The sequence below is a fragment of the Pacificibacter sp. genome (assembly GCF_039769035.1).
GTDB lineage: Bacteria > Pseudomonadota > Alphaproteobacteria > Rhodobacterales > Rhodobacteraceae > Celeribacter.
The window spans coordinates 1-3,012 of the sequence record NZ_JBDMZG010000115.1 but is presented as its reverse complement, the minus strand read 5'-3'; the positions used below and the strand labels follow the sequence as shown (position 1 = coordinate 3,012).

Here is a 3,012-nt window from a genome sequence, read left to right as displayed (position 1 = left end):
GGCTCCCAAAAGCGCGCCGTCTTCGCGGCGGGTCAAAAACAAGGGCAACGCCGTTTCAGCCGCCACAGAGCGTTGCGCCCAATACACGCGATTGGTGAACCCTTTGCGCGACAAATGATCTGCAGACCAACGTGGCTCCCATGGCTGTAGAAACGCTGCGCCATTCGCGCGCAAAGCCCGCCAATCTTGATAATCCCCATGGACAGGCAAGCGAAGCGTCATGCGCTCTGTTTGGATCTGAACCTTGGGGCGACGTGAAAACATTATGCAGTCAGCCTTGCTTTAAGCGCTTCCAGCGATGGAGCGGCCTCTGCGGGGCCATACAATGCCATTGCGGCCTTGCCTGCGCCCATCTGACCAATAAACTGACGCACATCTTGCGACGTAACGGCGTCGATTTTTTGAACCGTTTCGGCCAATGACGGCACGCGGTCCCAGATACCGATCATCCGCGCATTGCGTTCGACGCGCGACCCTGGGCTTTCCAATCCCATCAGCAAACCGGCCTTAATCTGCGCACAAGCGCGCCCGACTTCGGCGTCGGACATATCGTCGGCGGCGCGTTTCAATTCATCCATCGTCAATTCGGTGAGCTGAGCGACATCCGCGCCTGAGGTGCCCGCATAGATCGTCGTGGTGCCGGTGTCGGAATAGGCGCCACTTTGGGCATAGATCGTATAGCAAAGCCCGTTTTGCTCACGCACAGATTGGAACAATCGCGACGACATTCCGCCACCAAGCGCCGTGCTCGCGGCTTGAGCAATGTAAATGCCTTCGTCGCGGTAACTCGGTCCTTCGAACGAAAGCGCCACGTGCACTTGTTCAAGATCTTTGTTCTTGCGAAATTCACCGCCGACGAATTTGGCGGGATCCGCTTTGTCGCTGCCATGTGGGGTCAAATGGCCAAACAGCTTTTCCGCCTCGGCCACAATTTTGTCGTGATCCACATTGCCTGCAGCGGACAAAACCATACGTTCAGGGGAGTAGTGTTCTTGCACAAATCCTGCAAGATCGTCCCGTGTGAAGGCGCGGACACGCTCTTCATGGCCCAAAATCGTACGTCCGATCGCTTGCCCCGGATAGGAGACCTCTTGCAGCCAATCGAAAATGATGTCGTCTGGCGTGTCCAGCGCTTGGCCGATTTCTTGCAAAATCACGCCGCGCTCGACTTCGAGCTCACGCGCATCAAAGATCGGATTCAGCACGATATCTGCGATGACATCCAAGGCCAGAGGCACGTCTTCTTTAAGCACACGCGCGTAATACGCCGTGGTTTCGCGCGACGTGTAGGCATTGAGATAGCCGCCAACGTTTTCCAAAACTTCCGCGATTTCCAACGGGCTACGCCGCGCCGTGCCTTTGAACGCCATGTGTTCCAAAAAATGCGCGATACCGTTTTGCTCTAGGCGTTCATGACGCCCGCCCGCTTGGACCCACACGCCAATAGACGCGCTTTCCATTGAAGGCATGTGTTCGGTAACGATGCGCAGTCCATTGCTGAGCCGGTGTGTTTTGAGGCTCAAGAAAGGCGCTCCTTCACGAAAGTTTTCAGAGTTTCGAGATCATTGGCCACCACGGTGAAGCGCTCATCACGATCGAACAGATCGGCCATGTGATTGGGCAAATCAGGGTGAATGCCGCAGGCCGCTTTGACGGCTGCAGGGAATTTCGCTGGGTGCGCGGTCGCGAGTGTGATCATCGGCACGTCAGACAGGTGCTCTTCGCCGACTTTCACGCCAACGGCTGAATGTGGGCAAAGCACTTCGGCAGTGCGTGTCTGCATGTTTTTAATGGTCGCGGTTGTCTCATCCTCGGACGCACGGCCCGATTTGAACGTCTCGGACAAGCTGTGCATTGCGCCTTGTGAGATTTTGAATTCACCGGATTTCAGTTCATCCATCAACTGCGCAACGGCACTGCCGTCACGTCCGTAGGCATCAAACAAAGCGCGCTCAAAGTTAGACGACACTTGGATATCCATTGACGGAGACATGGACGGGTTGACGCCCTCTTTGGTGTAGGCGCCAGTTTGCATGGTGCGGTGCAGGATGTCGTTTTGGTTGGTGGCGATCACAAGGTCTTTGATCGGCAGGCCCATTTTTTGCGCGATGTAGCCCGCAAAAATGTCACCAAAGTTGCCTGTTGGCACGGTGAAGGACACGTCGCGCAGCGGTGCGCCCAAGGACACGGCAGAGGTGAAGTAGTACACCACCTGCGCCAAAACACGGCCCCAGTTGATGGAATTGACGGCCGCAAGCTTCACGGTGTCGCGGAAGTCGATGTCAGCGAACATGTCTTTAAGCGCGGCTTGGCAATCGTCGAAATCGCCTTCCACGGCCATGGCATGCACGTTGCTCTCGGACGGTGTGGTCATTTGGCGACGCTGCACATCAGACACACCACCATGCGGGTACATGATGAACACATCGACATTGTCCAAACCTTTGAACGCTTCAATCGCAGCAGAACCCGTATCGCCGGAAGTCGCGCCAACGATGGTCACACGCTTGCCAGAGCGCGACAAAGCCGCTTGGAACATCTGACCGATGAGTTGCATGGCGAAGTCTTTGAACGCCAAGGTCGGCCCGTGGAACAGCTCAAGCAAAAAGTGGTTCGGTCCCAGTTGCACCAGTGGCGCGCGGGCATCATGGCCAAAACCTGCGTAGGATTTCGCGATGATCTCTTTGAACTCTGCATCTGTGAAGGTGTCGCCGATAAACGGCTTCATCACCGCAAAGGCCACGTCTTCATAGGATTGCCCTGCAAAGCTGGCAATCTCATCCGCGCTCAATGTGGGAATCGTTTCCGGCACATAAAGGCCACCATCAGAGGCAAGGCCGGTGAGCATGGCTTGTTCGAAAGTCAAAGCGGGCGCAGTGCCGCGTGTAGAAATATATCGCATGTTGCCCTATCAGATTTTGGGTCGCGTTAAACAGTTCGGGTTTTGATACGCCACAAGAGAAAGAGTGTCATCCCAAACCAGACAAGAGCGAGAGAAAACCACGTAATTGC

2 protein-coding genes and 1 pseudogene are annotated in these 3,012 nt (G+C 55.6%); all 3 read right to left on the bottom strand.

All coding sequences use genetic code 11. From position 1 onward, the window contains the following. Positions 1–264 (bottom strand): annotated as a pseudogene (locus ABF287_RS10590) (30S ribosomal protein S5 alanine N-acetyltransferase); the annotation flags it as partial. Further along, positions 264–1,523, bottom strand: coding sequence for a pitrilysin family protein (locus tag ABF287_RS10585; protein WP_347184979.1), 1,260 nt, complete (start codon positions 1,521–1,523; stop codon positions 264–266). The gene ABF287_RS10585 and the pseudogene ABF287_RS10590, both read right to left, overlap by 1 nt. Then, positions 1,520–2,902, bottom strand: coding sequence for a threonine synthase (gene thrC, locus ABF287_RS10580; protein ID WP_347184978.1), 1,383 nt, complete (start codon positions 2,900–2,902; stop codon positions 1,520–1,522). Before thrC ends, ABF287_RS10585 begins: the two co-directional genes overlap by 4 nt. Between the last annotated feature and the right edge of the window lie 110 nt (positions 2,903–3,012).